At 68.8% G+C, this 18,870-nt stretch carries 15 protein-coding genes; 9 read left to right on the top strand and 6 right to left on the bottom strand.

What is annotated here, in order from left to right:
• Window positions 1-56 precede the first annotated feature (56 nt).
• Window positions 57-599: an META domain-containing protein gene (locus tag CFB40_RS12840; RefSeq protein ID WP_089431531.1), complete on the bottom strand. Its 543-nt coding sequence runs from the start codon at window positions 597-599 to the stop codon at window positions 57-59.
• Window positions 600-812: 213 nt separating this feature from the next.
• Between CFB40_RS12840 and purT the strand changes: the two genes are divergently transcribed.
• The 4 genes from purT (at window position 813) to CFB40_RS12815 (ending at window position 4,643) form a co-directional block, all read left to right on the top strand.
• Window positions 813-2,027 carry a formate-dependent phosphoribosylglycinamide formyltransferase gene (purT, locus tag CFB40_RS12835; protein WP_089426023.1) on the top strand — a complete coding sequence of 405 codons (1,215 nt, stop codon included), beginning with the start codon at window positions 813-815 and terminating at the stop codon, window positions 2,025-2,027.
• An 18-nt stretch (window positions 2,028-2,045) separates the two neighbouring features.
• Window positions 2,046-2,231 carry a DUF6726 family protein gene (locus tag CFB40_RS12830; protein ID WP_089426022.1) on the top strand — a complete coding sequence of 62 codons (186 nt, stop codon included), beginning with the start codon at window positions 2,046-2,048 and terminating at the stop codon, window positions 2,229-2,231.
• An 81-nt stretch (window positions 2,232-2,312) separates the two neighbouring features.
• Window positions 2,313-2,693 (top strand): MliC family protein, encoded by a 381-nt coding sequence (locus CFB40_RS12825; RefSeq protein ID WP_011352779.1) that lies wholly within the window; start codon window positions 2,313-2,315, stop codon window positions 2,691-2,693.
• A 381-nt stretch (window positions 2,694-3,074) separates the two neighbouring features.
• A complete protein-coding gene (locus CFB40_RS12815; RefSeq protein WP_089431529.1) occupies window positions 3,075-4,643 on the top strand; it encodes a DEAD/DEAH box helicase in 1,569 nt (522 codons plus the stop codon).
• A 185-nt stretch (window positions 4,644-4,828) separates the two neighbouring features.
• On the opposite strand, the gene gluQRS is transcribed toward CFB40_RS12815, so the two are convergent.
• Together gluQRS and CFB40_RS12805 are read right to left on the bottom strand one after the other, a co-directional pair.
• On the bottom strand, window positions 4,829-5,722 hold the full coding sequence (gene gluQRS, locus CFB40_RS12810) for a tRNA glutamyl-Q(34) synthetase GluQRS (RefSeq protein WP_089426020.1): 894 nt from the start codon (window positions 5,720-5,722) through the stop codon (window positions 4,829-4,831).
• Between the two features lie 22 nt (window positions 5,723-5,744).
• Complete coding sequence (locus CFB40_RS12805; protein ID WP_089426019.1) at window positions 5,745-6,599, bottom strand: sulfurtransferase; 855 nt, start codon at window positions 6,597-6,599, stop codon at window positions 5,745-5,747.
• 216 nt (window positions 6,600-6,815) lie between these two features.
• Between CFB40_RS12805 and dnaE the strand changes: the two genes are divergently transcribed.
• The 3 genes from dnaE to CFB40_RS12790 all read left to right on the top strand — a co-directional run bounded on the left by dnaE (window position 6,816) and on the right by CFB40_RS12790 (window position 13,100).
• Window positions 6,816-10,346 (top strand): DNA polymerase III subunit alpha, encoded by a 3,531-nt coding sequence (dnaE, locus tag CFB40_RS12800; RefSeq protein ID WP_089426018.1) that lies wholly within the window; start codon window positions 6,816-6,818, stop codon window positions 10,344-10,346.
• Between the two features lie 307 nt (window positions 10,347-10,653).
• Window positions 10,654-11,745, top strand: a complete 1,092-nt coding sequence (locus CFB40_RS12795) for a glycosyltransferase family 9 protein (RefSeq protein ID WP_089426017.1) — start codon at window positions 10,654-10,656, stop codon at window positions 11,743-11,745.
• Between the two features lie 176 nt (window positions 11,746-11,921).
• Complete coding sequence (locus CFB40_RS12790) at window positions 11,922-13,100, top strand: glycosyltransferase family 9 protein (protein WP_089426016.1); 1,179 nt, start codon at window positions 11,922-11,924, stop codon at window positions 13,098-13,100.
• A gap of 146 nt (window positions 13,101-13,246) precedes the next feature.
• Here the strand turns inward: CFB40_RS12790 and CFB40_RS12785 are convergent, their stop codons facing one another.
• The 3 genes from CFB40_RS12785 to CFB40_RS12775 form a co-directional block, all read right to left on the bottom strand.
• Window positions 13,247-14,527: an O-antigen ligase family protein gene (locus tag CFB40_RS12785; protein ID WP_089431527.1), complete on the bottom strand. Its 1,281-nt coding sequence runs from the start codon at window positions 14,525-14,527 to the stop codon at window positions 13,247-13,249.
• A gap of 135 nt (window positions 14,528-14,662) precedes the next feature.
• Window positions 14,663-15,505, bottom strand: a complete 843-nt coding sequence (locus CFB40_RS12780) for a glycosyltransferase family 2 protein (protein WP_089431526.1) — start codon at window positions 15,503-15,505, stop codon at window positions 14,663-14,665.
• A 120-nt stretch (window positions 15,506-15,625) separates the two neighbouring features.
• Window positions 15,626-16,378 carry a glycosyltransferase family 2 protein gene (locus CFB40_RS12775; protein ID WP_089431524.1) on the bottom strand — a complete coding sequence of 251 codons (753 nt, stop codon included), beginning with the start codon at window positions 16,376-16,378 and terminating at the stop codon, window positions 15,626-15,628.
• A gap of 224 nt (window positions 16,379-16,602) precedes the next feature.
• Here CFB40_RS12775 and msbA point away from each other — a divergent pair, with 224 nt between their 5' ends.
• Both msbA and CFB40_RS12765 read left to right on the top strand, forming a co-directional pair.
• The gene (msbA, locus tag CFB40_RS12770) at window positions 16,603-18,354 is read left to right on the top strand and encodes a lipid A export permease/ATP-binding protein MsbA (RefSeq protein ID WP_069248513.1); all 1,752 of its coding nucleotides are present in this window, start codon (window positions 16,603-16,605) and stop codon (window positions 18,352-18,354) included.
• Between the two features lie 106 nt (window positions 18,355-18,460).
• Window positions 18,461-18,841, top strand: coding sequence for an RcnB family protein (locus tag CFB40_RS12765; protein ID WP_089426011.1), 381 nt, complete (start codon window positions 18,461-18,463; stop codon window positions 18,839-18,841).
• The last annotated feature ends 29 nt before the right edge of the window (window positions 18,842-18,870 follow it).

Raw genomic sequence — 18,870 nt, 5'->3', positions numbered from 1 at the left:
ACACGCGTGTGCCAGCCATGCGAAGGCGGTCGGTCGGCCTTCGCGCGCGCCGTGCATCAGGGGCTCCGGTGCGTGAAGGTCAACGTTGCGCCGGACGTGGTCACGATCTGCAATTGCTGCGGCTCGCGCATCTGCACACCGGTCTTGTCGACGTGGGCGAGTGCGTCGAGGTACGCGGTTTCGAGCTGGCCGCCGAGCGTATTCGGGCAGGCCATTCGCGTGCCGGCGAGCGGCCCGAAGCTCAACAGGCCGTTCTTGATCGCGTAGGTGCCCATGTAGCGGTTGCAGCCCGAAAACCCGCTGGCGCGCCGGATGCCCGAGTCGGTCGACAGCGCGAGCTTGATCGGCTCGCCGTTGTCGCCGTGCGGGATCGCGCGCTGCGTGCCGTCGGCATTCAGCCAGCTGGTGAGTTCCCAGCTCGTGTCGTCGAGCAACTGGACGGCGGCCGGGTTGTACGGGTCGGGTGCGGGGGCGGCGGAATCGGGGTGGGTCGGCATCGCGCAGGCGGCGAGAAGCGTGGCAAGCGTCAACGCGCAGAGCGGCGCGCGCAACGGACGAAGCAGGCCGGTGCGTGCGCGTGCGGCGGACAGGTGGGACATGAGCCTCGTTCCTCATCGGATTCTGATCAAGGCGTAAGAGTAACGCACCCGCCCCGCGGCAGGCGAGCCGACACTTCACGCGTGAAAACGTTCGCAGCCTGCTCGCGAGCGGCCCGCGGCCGGTTGCCGGCACGGCGAAACGCGCAAAACCGGCGCCGTGGCGCGTGTTAACATCGGAGCCGTTTTCGTCCTCCACCAGAAGCGGGTAATCACATGCAGATCGGTCAGCGGCTCGGTACGCCGCTCTCACCCTCGGCCACGCGCGTCATGCTGCTCGGCGCCGGCGAACTCGGCAAGGAAGTCATCATCGCGTTGCAGCGGCTCGGCGTCGAAGTCGTCGCGGTCGACCGCTATCCGGACGCACCGGGCCACCAGGTCGCGCATCGCGCGCACGTGATCGACATGACGGACGCCGCCGCGCTGCGCGCGCTCGTCGAAGCCGAACGCCCGCACCTGATCGTGCCGGAGATCGAGGCGATCGCGACCGACGCGCTCGCGGCGATCGAGGCGGCCGGCCTCGCCGAAGTGATCCCGACCGCGCGGGCGACGCAGCTCACGATGAATCGCGAAGGGATCCGCCGGCTCGCGGCCGAGGAGCTCGGCCTGCCGACCTCGCCGTATGCGTTCGCGGATTCGTTCGAGGCGTTCAGCGCGGCGATCGCGAAGATCGGCATGCCGTGCGTCGTCAAGCCCGTGATGTCGTCGTCGGGCAAGGGGCAGTCGGTCGTGAAGACCGAGGCCGACGTGAAGCCGGCGTGGGACTACGCGATGGCGGGCGGGCGTGTGAACCACGGCCGCGTGATCGTCGAGGGCTTCGTCGATTTCGACTACGAGATCACGCAGCTCACCGTGCGCGCGATCGATCCGGCGACGAACGCCACCCGCACCTATTTCTGCGAGCCGGTCGGTCACGTGCAGGTCGCGGGCGACTACGTCGAATCGTGGCAGCCGCAGCCGATGAGCGCGGTGGCGCTCGAGAAGTCGCGCGAGATCGCGCACAAGGTCACCGAGGCGCTCGGCGGGCGCGGGATGTTCGGCGTCGAGCTGTTCGTGCGCGGCGACGACGTGTGGTTCTCCGAGGTGAGCCCGCGGCCGCACGATACGGGCCTCGTCACGCTCGCGTCGCAGCGTCAGTCGGAATTCGAGCTGCACGCGCGTGCGATTCTGGGGCTGCCGGTCGATCCGGCGCTCGGTACGCCGGCCGCGTCGGCCGTGATCTACGGCGGGCTCGACGAGCGCGGGATCGCGTTCGAGGGCGTGCGCGACGCGCTTGCCGTGCCGGGCGCCGACTTGCGCCTGTTCGGCAAGCCGGAAAGTTTCGCGAAGCGGCGCATGGGCGTCGCGCTGGCGACCGGCGCGACCGTCGACGAAGCCCGCGAACGCGCGAAGCGTGCCGCCGCGGCCGTCCGGCCCGTGTCGGCCCGCTGACGTAATCAGGAGAGGACGATGACGCCGAAGTGGCTGCGTATCGGAAAGCTGGCCGTCGCGCTGGCGCTTGCAGTGAACCTCGCGGGTTGCGGGCTCGCGGCCGCACCGTGCCGGGTGGCCTCGGCCGGGCTCAAGATCGTGCCGCTCGTCGGTCATGTCGCGGCCGCACCGACCGACGCGTGTGCCGACGTCATCGATCCCTGATCACGCTACCCGACCCGATCGCCAACAATAATCACGCGCCCCGCGAGGGCGCGTTTCCACCCGTCTCGTGAGAGGACCTGCATGATCCGCCAAACCCTCGCCGCGCTCGCGCTCGCCGGCACGGCCGTTTCCGTCGCGCATGCCGCGCAACTGACCGTCGAAGAGATCGACGCCGATTCGCGTCAGTTCACCGTCTACCAGTGCGCGAACCAGAAGCAGCCGGTGCGCGTGTCGTACTGGCTCGCGGGCAACGGCCAGAGCTTCGCGCTCGTGCCGGTCAACGGGAAGCAGATGCTGTTCGTCGACACCGTGTCGGCGTCGGGCGCGCGCTACCAGGCCGGCCGCTATACGTGGTGGACGAAGGGCAAGGAAGCGACGCTGCGTGACGAGATCGCCGACCAGAGCTCGCCGCCGCTGCTGGGCGACTGCGTGCAGGTCGAGAAGAAAAAGAAGAAGGGCTGAGCGCCGGGCGGGAACGTGGATCGCGCAACCGGTGCCGGCCGGCGGCCGGCTCCCGGGCCTGACGGCCGGATACGCGGCGTGGCCGCAGGCGATCGGGGATCGGACCCCTGAAATCATCCGCCGGCCCATCGGGCTAGTCCGATCGGGTCATTCGTCTACCGCGCGGGCCTGCCCGGGCCTGCCGCGCGAACCGCCGTTGTGGCCGTTCGCCGCCTTGTCACGGACAGATGGCCGCGCAGTGCTACAATACGCCCCTTTCCGCCGGCATTCGCGCCGAACGGAGTCCGCACGGCCTGGCGTCCAGCGTTCACATTGAACCGGTCCCAAGCGCCAGAGCGGCGCCGCGCGGCGCGCCGCGGCTCCGTCTATTTCCGAATTGTGATGAGCGCAGGCCCGGCTGGCCTGACGCACGATGTCCCCGCCGCGCCTTTTGAGCGAAACGCCACCATGTCCGATTCTGTCGCCAAGCCCGTCGACGCAACCTTCGATCAATTCGGCCTTGCCGCCGATATCCTGAAAGCCATTGCGGAGCAGGGCTATACGACGCCGACGCCGATCCAGGCGCAGGCCATTCCGGTCGTGCTCGCCGGCCGCGACGTCATGGGCGCCGCGCAAACGGGCACCGGCAAGACCGCGAGTTTCTCGCTGCCGATCATCCAGCGCCTGCTGCCGCAGGCCAACACGAGCGCGTCTCCGGCGCGCCACCCGGTGCGTGCGCTGATCCTCACGCCGACCCGCGAACTCGCCGACCAGGTCGCCGCGAACGTGCACGCGTATGCGAAGCACACGCCGCTGCGCAGCGCGGTCGTGTTCGGCGGGGTCGACATGAACCCGCAGTCGGCAGAGTTGCGCCGCGGTGTCGAGATCCTGATCGCGACGCCGGGCCGCCTGCTCGACCACGTGCAGCAGAAGACGGCGAATCTCGGCCAGGTGCAGATCCTCGTGCTCGACGAAGCCGACCGGATGCTCGACATGGGCTTCCTGCCGGATCTGCAGCGCATCCTGAACCTGCTGCCGAAGGAACGCCAGACGCTGCTGTTCTCGGCCACGTTCTCGGGCGAAATCAAGAAGCTCGCGTCGACCTACCTGCGCAACCCGCAGACGATCGAAGTCGCGCGCAGCAACTCGACGAACGCGAACGTCACGCAGATCGTCTACGACGTCGCCGAAGGCGACAAGCAGGCGGCCGTCGTGCAGCTGCTGCGCGATCGCGGCCTCAAGCAGGTGATCGTGTTCTGCAACAGCAAGATCGGAGCAAGCCGGCTTGCGCGCAATCTCGAGCGCGACGGCGTGGTCGCATCGGCGATCCACGGCGACAAGACGCAGATCGAGCGGATGCAGGCGCTCGACGCGTTCAAGCGCGGCGAGATCGAGGCGTTGGTTGCGACCGACGTGGCCGCGCGCGGCCTCGACATCGCCGAACTGCCGGCCGTGATCAACTTCGACCTGCCGTTCAGCGCGGAAGACTACGTGCACCGGATCGGCCGTACCGGCCGTGCGGGTGCGACGGGCGACGCGCTGTCGCTGTGCAGCCCGAACGAACGCAAGCAGCTCGCCGATATCGAGAAGCTGATCAAGCGTCCGCTCGAAGTGCAGACGCTCGCGCTCGACAAGCCGGCGCGCCATCGTCACGACGAGCGCGGCAACGACCGCGGCGGCGATCGCAACAGCGAGCGCGGTGGCGAGCGGGGCGGTGAACGAGGCGGCCGTCGCGATCGCGACGAGCATCGCGGTGCATCGGGGCGCCGTCCGGGCGGTTCCGAGCGCGGTCATCACCGTCGCCACGAAGCGCCGGTCGACGATTTCTTCCTGAAGCCGTATGAGCCGTCGGCGCCGGCGAAGCAGCAGGACGACGCGCAGCCTGCGCAGCAGCCCGAGAAGAAGGGGCCGAAGCGTCAGGTCGCCGCACTGCTCGGCGGGTTCGGGATTCCGCGCAAGCCGTCGGCGTAAGCCGGGCGGACGTGACGGCGCGGCGCGCGAGCGCTGCTGCAGAAGCGGGTGCATGCGATGAGCGTGTGCCCGTTTTTCATTGGGGCTGCGGTTTGATGGGGGAGGCGGGCGTGTGGCGTCGGCGAGGGGGGGCGGTCGGCATCCGGCTGAGGCCCGGTCGCCGCGAAACCGGTGTGCCGTGTGCGTCAGCCGGCCTGCGGCCCGAAGCGCCTCGCCCATGCGGCCGTGGCGGCGGCGTAGAACGTATCGAGCGTCGTGCCAGCGAGCGTGCCGTCGGGCGCGAGGCCCAGGTGCGCGGCCGCGGCCCGCAGCGCCGGCAGCGGATCGTCGCGTTCGAGCGCGGTCGCGCCCGTCTGCTTGCTGAGCTTCTCGCCGTTCGCATCGACGACGACGGGCACGTGCAGGTATCGCGGTGTCGGCACGCCGAGGCAGTGCTGCAGGTGGATCTGGCGTGCGGTCGAGTCGAGCAGGTCGGCGCCGCGCACGACGTGCGTGATGTGCGCATCGGCATCGTCGACGACGACCGCGAGCTGGTAGGCCCATTGGCCGTCCGCGCGCTTCAGCACGAAATCGCCGACTTCGGTCGCGAGGTTCTGCGATTGCGTGTGCTGCCAGCGATCGTCGAACGTGACGATCGCGTCGTCGCCGTCCGGCACGCGCAGCCGCCACGCGCGCGCGGGCTTGCCGTGCAGGCCGGTGCGGCAGGTGCCCGGGTACGCGAGCGTCGTATGGCGCTCGTGCGCGGCGCGCAGCGAATCGGCGATTTCCTTGCGCGTGCAGCCGCACGGATAGACGAGCCCGGCCGCGACGAGCCGTTCGAGCGCGGCCGTATACGCGGCATCGCGCGTGCTTTGCCAGACGGGCGGCTCGTCGGGCGTCATGCCGAAATGCGCGAGCGTCGCGAGGATGTCGTCGGCGGCGCCCGGCACCGTGCGCGGGCCGTCGAGATCCTCGATGCGCACGAGCCATGCGCCGCCGTGCGCGCGTGCGTCGAGCCAGCTCGCGAGTGCACCGACCAGCGAGCCGAAATGCAGCGGGCCGGTGGGCGACGGCGCGAAGCGGCCGCGATAGCCGGTCATCGGGACGCGGGGCAGTGCGCGCTTACGCGGCGCTGGCCGCCGGTGCGCAGGCCGGGCACGACTTGCCGGGCACGTAGCTCGGCGACTGTTGCGCTTCCGGCGTGACGACCGCGCGGCACGCGAAGCACGTGACGTTCTCGGTGGGCTGGAGCTGCGGATTCAGCGCGGTGCGGTAGTCGAACACGAAGCAGTCGCCGTGATAGTGCGCGCCGCCGACTTCCTCGAAGTACTTCAGGATCCCGCCTTCGAGCTGGTACACGTTCTCGATGCCGATTTCCTTCATGTGGATCGCGGCCTTCTCGCAGCGGATGCCGCCCGTGCAGAACGACACGACCGTCTTGCCTTCGAGGTCGGCACGGTTCGCGTCGATCACTTCGGGGAATTCGCTGAACTTGTCGATCCGGTAGTCGAGCGCGTCGTCGAACGTGCCGACGTCGACTTCGAACGCGTTGCGCGTGTCGAGCATCACGACCGGGCGGCCCGTGTCGTCGTGGCCGCGATCGAGCCACGTCTTCAGCGTGCGCGCGTCGACGAACGGCGCGCGGCCGAGTTCCGGCTTGATCGCCGGCTTCTTCATCGTGATGATTTCGCGCTTCAGGCGCACGAGCATGCGGCGGAACGGCTGCGAGTCGGACAGGCTCTCCTTGAACTGCAGCGACGCGAACTTGCCCTCGAACAGCGGATCGTGGCGGATGTACGCGATGAACGCGTCGGCGGCTTCGCGCGTGCCGGCGATGAACAGGTTGATGCCTTCCGGCGCGAGCAGGATCGTGCCGCGCAGGCCGAGTTCGTTGCAGCGGGCGGTGACGAGCGGGCGCCATTGCTCGTTCGCGTCGAGCGACACGAAGTGGTAGGCGGCGAGGTTGACGATGGTCATGATGGTCCGACGGGAAAACGGCCGCACGGCGGCCCGCAAAAAAGGGTGCGAAGCCGGGGCGTGGATTCGAAAAACCGTATTATCCCGCAAACCGCGTCCGGGCCGGCACCCTGCCGTTTGGCCAGCCGCGCGACGTGCGGTCGCGCGCATCGGCCGAACGGCCAGCGCGGGGATTTTTTGGGCAGCCTGCGCGGCGGGGCGGCTACAATAGCGCCCATGTCAGATCCCCGCTTCGTCCATCTTCGCGTTCACTCCGAATTCTCGATTGCCGACGGCATCGTGCGCATTGACGACATCGTCAAGGCGGCGGCCGCGGACGGTCAGGGCGCGCTCGCGCTCACCGATCTCGGCAACGCATTCGGCCTCGTTCGTTTCTACCAGGAAGCCCGCGGCAAGGGCATCAAGCCGATCGCCGGCTGCGACGTCTGGATCGCCAATCCGGACGACCGCGACAAGCCGTCGCGGCTGCTGCTGCTCGTCAAGGACAAGGTCGGCTACCTGAATCTGTGCGAGCTGCTGTCGAAGGCGTGGCTCACGAACCAGTACCGCGGCCGTGCGGAGCTGGACGCGAGCTGGCTCGACGGCGAGCGCTCGAAAGGGCTGCTCGCGCTGTCGGGCGCGCAACAGGGCGATATCGGGCTCGCGCTTGCCGCGGGCAACGAAGAAGCCGCGCGCCGTCACGCCGAGCGCTGGGCGAAGGTGTTCCCGGGCGGCTTCTACATCGAGCTGCAGCGTTACGGCCAGCCGGGCGCCGAGGCGTACATCCAGCAGGCCGCAACGCTCGCCGCGGCGCTGAAGCTGCCGGTCGTCGCGACGCACCCGACGCAGTTCATGACCGACGACGATTTCACCGCGCACGAGGCGCGCGTGTGTATCTCGGAAGGCGACATCCTTGCGAACCCGCGGCGCCAGAAGCGTTTCACGACCGACCAGTATTTCCGCACGCAGGACGACATGGTCGCGCTGTTCGCCGACCTGCCGTCGGCGATCGCGAACACGGTCGAAATCGCGAAGCGCTGCAACCTGAAGCTCGAGCTCGGCAAGCCGAAACTGCCGCTGTTCCCGACGCCGGACGGCATGTCGCTCGACGACTACCTGGTCCAGCTGTCGAAGGAAGGGCTCGAGACCCGTCTCGCGCAGCTGTATCCGGTCGAGGCCGAGCGCGACGCGCAGCGCGACACGTATTACAAGCGTCTCGAATTCGAGTGCGGGACCATCACGAAGATGGGCTTCCCGGGCTACTTCCTGATCGTCGCGGACTTCATCAACTGGGCGAAGAACAACGGCGTGCCGGTCGGCCCGGGCCGCGGCTCGGGCGCCGGTTCGCTGGTCGCGTACGCACTCGGCATTACCGACCTCGACCCGCTGCGCTACAACCTGCTGTTCGAGCGCTTCCTGAACCCGGAACGCGTGTCGATGCCCGACTTCGACATCGACTTCTGCCAGCACGGCCGCGACCGCGTGATCCAGTACGTGAAGGAGAAGTACGGCGCGGACGCCGTGTCGCAGATCGCCACGTTCGGCACGATGGCCGCGAAGGCGGCCGTGCGCGACATCGGCCGCGTGCTCGACCTCGGCTACATGTTCACCGACGGCATCGCGAAGCTGATCCCGTTCAAGCCGGGCAAGCACGTGACGATCGCCGACGCGATGAAGGAAGAGCCGCAGCTGCAGGAGCGCTACGACCACGAGGACGAGGTGCACCAGCTGCTCGATCTCGCGCAGCGCGTCGAGGGCCTCACGCGTAACGTCGGGATGCACGCGGGCGGCGTGCTGATCGCGCCCGGCAAGCTGACCGATTTCTGCCCGCTGTACACGCAGGGCGACGACGGCGGCGTGGTCAGCCAGTACGACAAGGACGACGTCGAAGCCGTCGGCCTCGTGAAGTTCGACTTTCTGGGCCTCACGACGCTGACGATCCTCGACTGGGCCGAGCGCTACATCCGCCGCCTCGATCCGTCGAAGGCCGACTGGTCGCTCGCGCAGGTGCCGCTCGACGATCCCGCCTCGTTCCAGATCCTGAAGAAGGCCAACACGGTCGCGGTGTTCCAGCTGGAAAGCCGCGGGATGCAGGGCATGCTGAAGGATGCGCAGCCCGACCGCTTCGAGGACATCATCGCGCTCGTGTCGTTGTACCGTCCGGGCCCGATGGACCTGATCCCGAGCTTCTGCGCACGGAAGCACGGCCGCGAGAAGGTCGAGTATCCGGATCCGCGCGTCGAACCCGTCCTGAAAGAGACCTACGGCATCATGGTCTATCAGGAGCAGGTGATGCAGATGGCGCAGATCATCGGCGGCTACTCGCTCGGCGGCGCGGACTTGCTGCGTCGCGCGATGGGCAAGAAGAAGCCCGAGGAGATGGCCAAGCACCGCGAGATCTTCGCCGAGGGTGCGGCGAAGAACGGCCTCACGCGCGAGAAGTCCGACGAGATCTTCGACTTGATGGAGAAGTTCGCGGGCTACGGCTTCAACAAGTCGCACGCGGCCGCCTATGCGCTGCTCGCGTACTACACCGCGTGGCTGAAGGCGCACCATCCGGCCGAATTCATGGCGGCCAACATGACGCTCGCGATGGACGACACCGACAAGGTGAAGATCCTGTTCGACGACTGCGTCGTGAACAACCTTGTCGTGCTGCCGCCAGACATCAACGCTTCGCATTACCGCTTCGAGCCGGTCGCCGAAGCCGACGGCAAGCGCTCGCGCACGATCCGCTACGGCCTCGGCGCGGTGAAGGGCAGCGGCCAGAACGCGATCGAGGAAATCCTGCGCGCCCGCGAGGAAAAGGCGTTCACCGACCTGTTCGACTTCTGCGAGCGGATCGACCGGCGCGTCGTCAACCGCCGCACGGTCGAGGCGCTGATCCGTGCCGGCGCGTTCGATTCGCTGAACACGAACCGTGCGCAGTTGATCGCGTCGGTGCCGCTGGCGATGGAAGCGGCCGACCAGGCCGAGGCGAACGCGATGCAGGCCGGCCTGTTCGACATGGGTGCCGAGTCGCCGCACGCGCATGCGCTCGTCGACGAGCCCGCGTGGGACGACAAGCGCCGCCTGCAGGAAGAGAAGGGCGCGCTCGGCTTCTACCTGTCCGGCCATCTGTTCGACGCGTATCGCGACGAGGTGCGCCGCTTCGTGCGACAGAAGGTCGGCGACCTGAAGGAAGGGCGCGACAAGCTCGTGGCCGGCATCATCGCGTCGCTGCGCACGCAGATGACCCAGCGCGGCAAGATGCTGATCGCGCTGCTCGACGATGGCTCGGGCCAGTGCGAGATCACGATCTTCAACGAGCAGTTCGAGGCGAACAAGGCGCTGTTCAAGGAAGACGAGCTGCTGATCGTGCAGGGGCAGGCGCGCAACGACGCGTTCACGGGCGGCATCCGCTTCACGGCCGATACCGTGATGGATCTCGAGCGCGCGCGCAGCCGCTATGCGCAGGCCGTCCGGCTGACGATGAACGGCAACGCCGACGCAGCCGCATTGCGCCGCGTGCTCGAGCCGCACGTGTCGAAGGACGATCCGGCGGCGAACGTGGTCGACGCACCGGCGCCGCGCGGCGGCGGGCGCGATGGTGGTCGTCGCCCGCAGGCGCCGCTGCCGAACGGGCTTGCGGTGCAGGTCCACTACAGCAACGCGCGGGCGCAGGGTGAAATGCGCCTCGGCGACGCATGGCGCGTGAAGCCGAGCGACGTGCTGCTCGCGGAGCTGCGTGCGACGTTCGACGGCAGCGTCGTCGAAATCACGTACTGATCGCGCCTACGCCGAACGGCCGTCGCGCCATGCGGCCCGTCGCATCGCCATCGTGCGGTGCGGCGGGCCGTTTTTGCAGGTTCACGCAAGCGGGTCTTGGGCTGGCCATCCGGACGCTATACAATCCGGCGCTAGCTGCACGAACGCGGCGCTGACCGCCGCTTGTCCGGCAGATTGCGCCGGGATCGCGCACATAAGCGGGGGCGGATCCGTGCGGCGAGCCGCGATAGGCGACCCGGCCGTCCCGGAACCGGATGCTATGAAATGGCTCGTCGCGACGACAAAAACTGACAGTCCCCACATGACCATGGCCAATGTGAACCCGACGCAGCGGATCCTCGTGATCCGGATCGATTTTCTGGGCGACATGCTGTGCACGACGGCGTTTCTCCGCGCGCTGAAGGAGCGCTGGCCCGGCGCGGAACTCCATGTGGTCGCGAACCGCTACAACGCGGCCGCGCTGGACGGAAACCCGGACGTCGACACGATCCACACCTACGTCTATAGCCGTCAATGCGAGCGCAACGACCGTCCCGGGCGGATGCGCGCGTTCTTCGACCGGCTGCGGCTGGTGCGTCGCCTGCGTCGCTTGCGGTTCGACCTCGTGGTCGTGCCGAACGGCGGCATGCATCGCAGCAGCGTGCAGTTCGCGCGCCAGATCGGCGCGAAGGATTGTCGCTGGCACGATGCCGAGACGGAATTCGACGATCGCAAGCCCGAGCATGTCGCCGAGCGGCCGATGTGCCACGAGGCGTTGTCGGGTTTCCGGCTCGTACCTGAACTCGGCCGCGCCGACGTCGACCGCCTCGCGTTGTCGGTTCATCCCGACCGCGCGCTGCAGGACGCGTGGTACCGGCTGCTCGGCGCACGCACGAAGCCGCGCGTCGGGTTGTTCGTCACGAACAAGGCGGTCGAGCGCCGCTGGCCGGCCGATCGTTGGCGCGACCTCGCCGGGCGTCTCGCGCCGCATGCCGACGTGATCGTGTTCCGCGACCCGGCCATCGGCCATGCCCCCGAGGGCGACTCGTGGCGCGACGTGTGCGCGCGCCATGTTGCGCCGTCGTCGGTCGCCGAGCTGGTGGCCGCAGCGAGCCTGCTCGATGTGATCGTCTCCGCCGACAGCGCCCCCGTGCACCTCGCGTCGGCGCTCGGCGTGCCCGTCGCCGCGCTGTTCGAGGACCGTCCCGAGAAATACCTGCGCTGGCATCCGCTCGGTGTGCCGCACGTGATCGTGCGCGCCGGCGCGACCGTCGATGCGATCGGCGTCGACGCGGTCGAGCGTGCGGTGAATCACCTGCTGCCGCAGGCCACCCATCGCGACGAACGGTTGGCCGACGCAGCACACACTCAGCCCGCGGCTGCCGCTGCGACGCCGGTGATCATGACCATCGCTTCGTAGCGCCACGGGTATCGCAGGCCCCGCGTACGCCACCGGCGCACGGGTGCGCCTGCCGCGCAGCAACTCGTGAGCGGGGCCGCATCAGGCTGACCGGACGGCCGATTCGCCATGTCGCGCCGGCTGCTGCAAAATCCTGTACATTGCCAGCCTTGTTCAGCCAGCCAGACACACCCGCCGTGGCCCTGTTTTCTTCCGCCCGCCCGCCCAGAACCATCCTCGTTGCCGCGCCGCGCCGTATCGGCGACGTGCTGCTGACGACGCCGCTCGTCCGTTCGCTGAAGGCCCGCTGGCCTGAAGCGCAGATCGACATGCTGGTGTTTCGCGGCACCGAAGGCGTGCTCGAGCACAATCCGGACGTGCGGCGCGTGATCGTCGTCGCGCAACGCGCGGGGTTCCGCGAGCGGCTGCGCGACGCGCTGTCGATGTGGCGCCGCTACGATCTCGCGTGCGCGGCGCTGAGCTCCGACCGGCCGCGCTTCTACAGCTGGTTCGCGGGCCGCAAGCGAGTCGGCCTCGTCGATCCGAACCGCGTGACGTGGCTCACGCGGATGATGCTGAACGGGATCGCGATCAATCACCACGAATCCGCGCATACGGTCGTCAGCACGCTGGCGCTCGCCCCCGTGATCGGCATCGAGCCGGTGTCCGAGGTCGTCGCGCCCGGCATCGGCGACGATCCGGCGCGGCGCGCGCGCTTCGACGCGTGGCTGGCCGAATCGCCGGCGATCCGCGCCGGCAAGCCGCTGGTCGTCCTGCATCCGTATCCGATGTTCCGTTACAAGCAATGGCGGCTCGACGGCTGGGTCGAGATGATCGGCTGGCTGCGCGAACACGGCTTCGCGGTCGCGTTGTCGGGCGGCCCGGCGGACAGCGAGCGCGAGTATGCGGAGCAGGTCGCGGCCGAAGCGGGCGGCGATGTACTGAACCTGGTCGGTCGCCTGACGTTCGGCGAAAGCGCCGAACTCGTGCGGCGCGCACGGCTTTTCATCGGGCCCGACACCGGCGCGACGCACGTCGCGGCCGCGACCGGCACCGACACGATCGCGCTGTTCGGCCCGTCCGACCCCGTGCGCTGGGGGCCGTGGCCGCAGCACTGGCCGGCGACCGAGAATCCGTGGCCGCTGCGCGGCTCGGGGCGGCACGGCAACGTGTGGCTGCTGCAGGGGGAGGGGGATTGCGTGCCGTGCCGGCACGAGGGCTGCGAGCGCAAGGTCGACAGCCGCAGCGACTGCCTCGTCAATCTGGGTGCGCAGCGCGTGAAAGCGGCGGCGGCCGAGATGCTCGGGCTGAATCCGCCTGGCCCAGCCGAAGCCGTCGTCGATACGTCGCGACTGCACCGCGCCGGCTCCGACTGACGCGCGGGCGACGCGCGTTTTCCGCCGGTTTCAGGCGGCTTGTTTTGCGACGCGCCAGCGGCCCGGCCCGTTTCCGTCGAAGCTCGATCGTGAAGAACGCCGCTGTGGCCGGAGTCGGCCCCCAGCGGAGCGCAGGCCGCTGCGCGTTACGCGCTGCGCCGGATCGCCGACGTTTCGCGCGGCAGCGCCTCGGCGCGCTCGCCGCAGCCGAGCAGGATGCCGGCCAGCAGCACGATCAGGTGCCCTTCGGCGAAATCGAGCAGCAGCGAATTCGCGAGACTGCCGATCGCGAAGATCGCGAGCCAGCCGAGCAGCAGATGCCGCGAGCGCGGATCGAGCGTACGGCTGCCGCGCGCGATCTGCACGATCAGGTTGATGAACAGCACCAGCCCGAGCGTGCCGAGCTGCACGGCCATCAGCAGGTATTCGTTGTGCGGATTCGACGTGAGCTGGCCTGCGGCTGCTGTCTTGCCGGCCGTGAGCCGCTCGAATTCGGATTCGAGGCCGCCCGCGCCATAGCCGATCACCGGGCGCTGGCGATACAACTCGAGCCCCTTCTTGTACCACTCGAGGCGCAGCCCGGTCGACGTGACCGCGTCGCTCTGCCGGTATTGCTGCACTTCAGTCACGACCTTCGTCAGCCGGCCGTTGTGAACCGTGCACGCGGCGACCACGAGCGCGATGCCGGCCAGCACGAACGCGCCGGCGGCGAGCCCCGCGCGCAGCGCCGATTGCCGGCGCAGCAACAGCACGAAACGCACGGCGACGACGAGGATCAGCAGCAGCGCGATGACCTGCCCGGTGCGACCCTGCAGCATCACGAACACGTTGACGAGCGACCACGCGGCAACGCCCGCATATGCAGCGCGCGACAGCGCCGTGCGGGCCGCCAGCGCGAGATCGGCCGCCTGGTAGAACAGCAGCGCGCCGAACATGCCGGCGGCGATGTGGTTCTTGAACACCCAGGCGCGTGACAGCGGCAGCTCGGTCGCGTGCGCGGGCCCGATCGCGGTCAGGCCGAGATAGTTGGTGGTCGACAGCAGCAGGATCACGCACAGCGTGCCGAACCAGCAACGCCGCACGATCGGCGCCCAGTTCGAATGGCGGAAGGCGAGCACGGCGAACGGCAGCAGCAGCAGCTTGTCGTACTTGGCGACCCAGCTCCACGCCTTGTTGTGCGGCGCGACCGTATAGGTGACGCTGGCGGCCAGCGCGGCCAGGATCAGCAGCGCCGCGAGCGAGGCCGGGTCGGTGACGAACGAGCGCAGGTCACGCCAGAATTCGGGGGAAATCACGAGCGCGGCGGCGAACAGCCCGCAGAACACGTTGGTCAGCGCGGTCGAGACGGGCACCATGCAGAGCGCGGCGACGGCGAATGCGCGGGCGGCGGTCAGGCGCCGCGAGGCGGGAGCGGAAAACGAAAGCATCGGAACCTGTCGAATGGACGAATGCGGCTTGCGTACGTCGTGCTGCGCGCCGCGCGCCCCGGCGGGAGATCCGGGACGAACGGCGCAGAGTATACGCGAAGCAGCGCGCGTTTCCGTGTCGTTTTCGGGGCGCGATCAGCTGAACGCGCGCTTGATCCGCGAGCGCAGCAGCGCGCGCTTCAGGCTGCCTTCCACGGCCGGCGTGTCGAGCGCGATGCGCGTGCCCGCCGGCTCGCCGCGATGCAGGTAGTGGCGGTCGAACGTCGCCTGGGTCATGCCCCATTTGTTCAGAAACTGGCGGCGACCATCGTTCTTGACGATCTTGCCCGTGCTCTTCTGCTGGAAGTGGTAGACGAGGCTGTCGCCGACGCCGATGAAGATCCGGCAGCCGGCATCCCAGAATTTCATCGAGAAGTCGTTGTCGCTGCTCATGCCGGGCGACAGCTCGCTGCTGTAGCCGCCGATCCGGTTCCACCAGTCGCGGTGCACGAGCGTCGGCGGCCAGGTCGAGCCCAGCCAGTCGGCGCGCACGAGCTTCGGAGCCGCCGCGACGAGGCCCGCCGCGTCGAAATGTTCGGCGTCGCGGCCGAAATTGCTGACCACGACGCACGGGTTGCGCGTGTCGACCGGCTCGACCATCGTGCCCGACAGCATGAAGAGGTCGGTCGGCATCTGTTCGATGCGGCGCACGAGCGCCGTGTCCCAGCCGGGGCAGCAGAACATGTCGTCGTTCATGTAGACGACGTAGTCGCGCGTGGCGCGCGCGGCGGCCCAGTTCACCGCATGGCAGATGCCGATGTTGGTCGGCGACGCGGTGTGCTCGATCCCTTCGCTGCGCACCCAGTCGAGCGTGCCGTCCGAGCCGTCGTTCACGTGCACGATGATCTGGTGGTCGTACGCGGAGTGGCGGCGCAGGCTGTCGACGACGAGCTTGAGGTACGGCAGGTTGTTCCAGGTCGGAATGATGATGGAGAACATGGCGGTCGGATTCGGTAGTCGTCGTGGCGGGCGGCGCGTGGCGCCGCCGGTCGGGCGGGCACGCGCGGCGCGGGCAGCCCGGCATTGTAACGCCGGGCCGGCTCCCTGCCGGGCGGGTGCTCAGCGGGCCCGTTCGTGGCCGAGCTTCAGGAAACGGTAGTACACGGTTTCCGCGTTGAACACGGCGATCATGAAGCCGGCGCGGCCATCGAGGAAGCCGCGGCGCAGCACGTAGGTGCGCACGAACGCCCAGGCGCCGCGCGCGAGCGCCTTGCCGAAGCCGCCGCGCTGGCCGGCCGCGCGGCGCTGGCGCGCGCCGGCCGTCGAATAGGCGTCGAGCTTGCGCACGACGGTTTCGAAATCCTCGTACGAGTAGTGCATCAGCTTGCCGGACAGCCGCTGCGCGGCGCCGTCGAACACGAGGCGCTCGTGCACGAGATCGTCCGAGAAGCGCGCGGCGCCGCGCCGGAACAGGCGCGGGATCCAGTCCGGATACCAGCCGCTGTGATGGATCCACTGGCCGCAGAAGCTCGACAGGCGGTCGACCGCATAGACCTGCGCGGCCGGCGCGCGGAGCGTGTCGCGGATCGATTGCGCGAGTTCCGGGGTGACGACTTCGTCGGTATCGAGGGACAGGATCCAGTCGGTGTCGAGCGCGTCGAGCGCGCGGTTCTTCTGCGGGCCGAAGCCCGGCCAGTCGCGCTCGACGATCACGCGCGCGCCGTGCGCCTGCGCGATCGCGACGGTATCGTCGGTGCTGCCGCCGTCGATGACGACGACGTCGTCGGCGAACGACAGCGCGGCCAGGCACTGCGCGAGCCGCGCGGACGCGTTGAGGGCGATGAGGGCGACGCCGAGGGAGGGTTCAGCCATGAAATCGTCGGAAAAGGCGGAGAAAACGGTGAGCGGCAGTATACCCGCGGCCCGGGCGCCGCCCGCATCGGCCAGGACCGTGCCGGCGGGGGCGGTGCGGCTATAATGTTGAGCCCTTTTCGGCACCCGCCCGACAGGGCGAATTCCCGGGCGGCCACGTCCGGGCGCCGCATCGCGGCTCAAGAAGGATTGCCTTGGAAACCCAGAACACTCTTCGCAAACCGATGGACGGCACGGGCACCTCGCCCGTGACGGTCCTCAAGCGCCTGTGGCCGTACATCCGGCCGCTGATCGGCATCGTGGTGCTCGCCGTGATGACGATGGGCGTCGTCGCGGCCACCGAGGCCGGGATTCCGGCGCTGCTCAAGCCGCTGCTCGACCACGGCTTCGGCTCGCACGGCAGCGACCGCGCGAAATGGTACGTGCCGATGGCCGTGATCGGGCTCGCGCTCGTGCGCGGCGTGTCGCAGTACGCGTCGAATTACCTGCTCAACTACGTGTCGAACCGCATTCTGCTGCAACTGCGGCTCGAGATGTTCCAGCGGATGCTGCATACGGGCGCGTCGTTCTTCCAGCGCGAGACGGCGAGCACGGTGATCAACGCGATCGTGTTCGAGGTCAACCAGATCCTGTCGGTGCTGACCGGCGTGATGGTCACGCTCGTGCGCGATTCGCTGACGGTGATCTTCCTGCTCGGCTACCTGTTCTACCTGAACTGGCGGCTCACGCTGATCGTCGCGGTGATCCTGCCGGGCATCGGCTGGCTCGTCAGCAAGATCAACCGCCGCCTGCGCCGCCTGAACCGCGAGCACCAGACGCTGACCAACGAGCTGTCGTACATCGTCGAGGAGACGGTCGGCGGCTACAAGGTCGTCAAGGTGCACAACGGCGAAGCGTACGAGATGGACCGCTTCACGCAGATGAGCAAGCGCCTGCGCGGCTACGCGATGCGCATGACGATCTCCGGCGGCCTCGCGCAGCCGCTCACGCAATTCCTCGCGTCGATCGCGCTCGCGGTCGTGATCACGATCGCGGTCGTGCAGTCGTCGAACGACCAGACGACGGTCGGCGGCTTCGTCGCGTTCGTCACGTCGATGCTGCTGGTGATCTCGCCGCTCAAGCACCTGATCGACGTCAACCAGCCGCTGCAGCGCGGGATGACGGCCGCCGAACTGATCTTCGGGCTGATCGACGAACCGGCCGAGCCGCAGGGCGGCGGCCGGCCGCTCGCCCAGGCGCGCGGCGACATCGAGTTCCGCAACGTCACGTTCGACTACGGCGCGGCCGAGCGGCCGACGCTCGACCGCATCTCGTTCAAGGTCGCGCCCGGTGAAATGATCGCGCTTGCGGGCCCGTCGGGCAGCGGCAAGACGACGCTCGTGAACCTGCTGCCGCGCTTCTTCGACCCGACCGACGGGGCGATCCTGGTCGACGGCGTGCCGGTGGCCGATTACGACCTCCACGCGTTGCGCGGCCAGATGGCGATGGTCAGCCAGGACGTCGTGCTGTTCAACGACACGATCGCCGCGAACGTCGCGTACGGGCAGACGCCCGACCGCGCGCGCGTGCAGGCCGCGCTCGAGGCCGCGAACCTCGCCGATGCGGTCGCCGCGATGCCCGACGGGCTCGACACGCTCGTCGGCGGCAACGGGATGCGGCTGTCCGGCGGCCAGCGCCAGCGGCTCGCGATCGCGCGCGCGATCTACAAGGACGCGCCGATCCTGATCCTCGACGAAGCGACGTCGGCGCTCGACTCGGAATCGGAGCGCCACGTGCAGGCCGCGCTCGAGCGGCTGATGGAAGGCCGCACGACGCTGGTGATCGCGCACCGGCTGTCGACGATCGAGCGCGCGGATCGCATCCTCGTGCTCGAGGCCGGCAAGATCGTCGAGGAGGGCAGCCACGACGAACTGCTGCGCCACGGCGGCCTCTACGCGCACCTGCACCGGATCCAGTACCAGCAGCAGGCGGCGTAACGCGCGGTCATATGCGCGGTCATGTGGCCCCGCGATACCGTGTGCTAGTCTTCATCGGGCAGTCCGAGTGGTTTCGTTCGACGTGACAACACGGAGGGAAGGCACGATGAAGAAGATGCACCGAATGATGCTGGCTGCGCTGATCGCGGCGGGTTTCGCCGCGCCGGCCGCGATGGCGCAGGATCACGACCACCACGACGACCAGGGTGGCCACGGCATGCAGCGCGGCCACGGCCCGAAACACATGCCGCCCGGCCAGATGCGCCATGAGGACGACGTGCCGCCGCGCTGGGCCGACCAGCCGCGCCGCGAATGGCACAAGGGCGACCGGCTTCCGCCCGAGTTCCGCGATCGCCAGTACGTGATCGACGACTGGCGCGGCTATCGCCTGAGCCCGCCGCCGCGCGGCTATCAATGGGTCGGCGTCGGCGGGGACCACCTGCTGGTGCAGATCGGTTCCGGCATCGTGCTGCGGATCGGCAACTGACCTGGCCGACGGCCCGGCACGGATCGCGC

The organism is Burkholderia sp. AU31652 (genome assembly GCF_002223155.1).
GTDB lineage: Bacteria > Pseudomonadota > Gammaproteobacteria > Burkholderiales > Burkholderiaceae > Burkholderia.
This window is presented reverse-complemented; position numbering and strand designations above follow the sequence as displayed.